The organism is Conexibacter stalactiti, assembly GCF_033542075.1.
Taxonomy (GTDB): domain Bacteria; phylum Actinomycetota; class Thermoleophilia; order Solirubrobacterales; family Solirubrobacteraceae; genus Conexibacter; species Conexibacter stalactiti.
In genome coordinates this window covers 1-688 of record NZ_JAWSTH010000240.1, presented here as the reverse complement: position 1 = coordinate 688, position 688 = coordinate 1, and the positions used below count along the sequence as shown (strand labels likewise).

1 protein-coding gene is annotated in these 688 nt (G+C 69.3%); it reads left to right on the top strand.

Annotated features, from left to right (window positions below; genetic code table 11):
• The coding region (locus R7226_RS31555; RefSeq protein WP_318601533.1) for an alkaline phosphatase family protein at positions 1-688 on the top strand (688 nt) is incomplete at both ends.

Below are 688 nucleotides of genomic sequence, written 5' to 3'. Positions count from 1 at the left end.
CCTCGCCGATCAAGCACGTCTTCCTGGTCACGCTCGGCGCCGCCGACCTGGGCGCGCTCGCCAGAGACGAGACCACCGCGCCCTACCTTGCCGGCACACTCGTCAAGAGCGGCACGCTGCTGTCGGACTACCGCACCGTCGCGCGCGGCACACTCGCCAACCGCATCGCGCTCATCAGCGGCCAAGGCCCGACCGCACAGACCCTCGCCGACTGCACCACCCTCGGCGACGTCAGACCGGCCGACGCGCTCACCAACGGACAGACCGGCGGCGACGGCTGCGTCTACGGCCCCGAAACCGGCCACATCGGCGACCAGCTCCGCGCCCTCGAAAGAACCTGGAAGGCCTACACCGAACCGGCCGCCTCCGCCCCTTCCTCCGCGGCCTGCGGAACCGACGCCACGACCACCCGCCACAACCCCTTCCTCTGGTTCCGCGCCACCTTCGAAGCCGACGACTGCGACACCCACAACGTCCCGCTCACCCAGCTCGCCAGAGACCTCAAAGACGCCGACACCACACCCGCCCTCTCCTGGATCACCAGCGACGCCCAACAGGCCTCCACCGACGCCGACAGATTCCTCGAACGCGTCATCCCACAGATCCAGAACTCACTCGCCTACGCCAACGGCGGCCTCATCGTGATCATCGGCGACCAACCACCAGCCGCGCCCGAGACACCCACGCC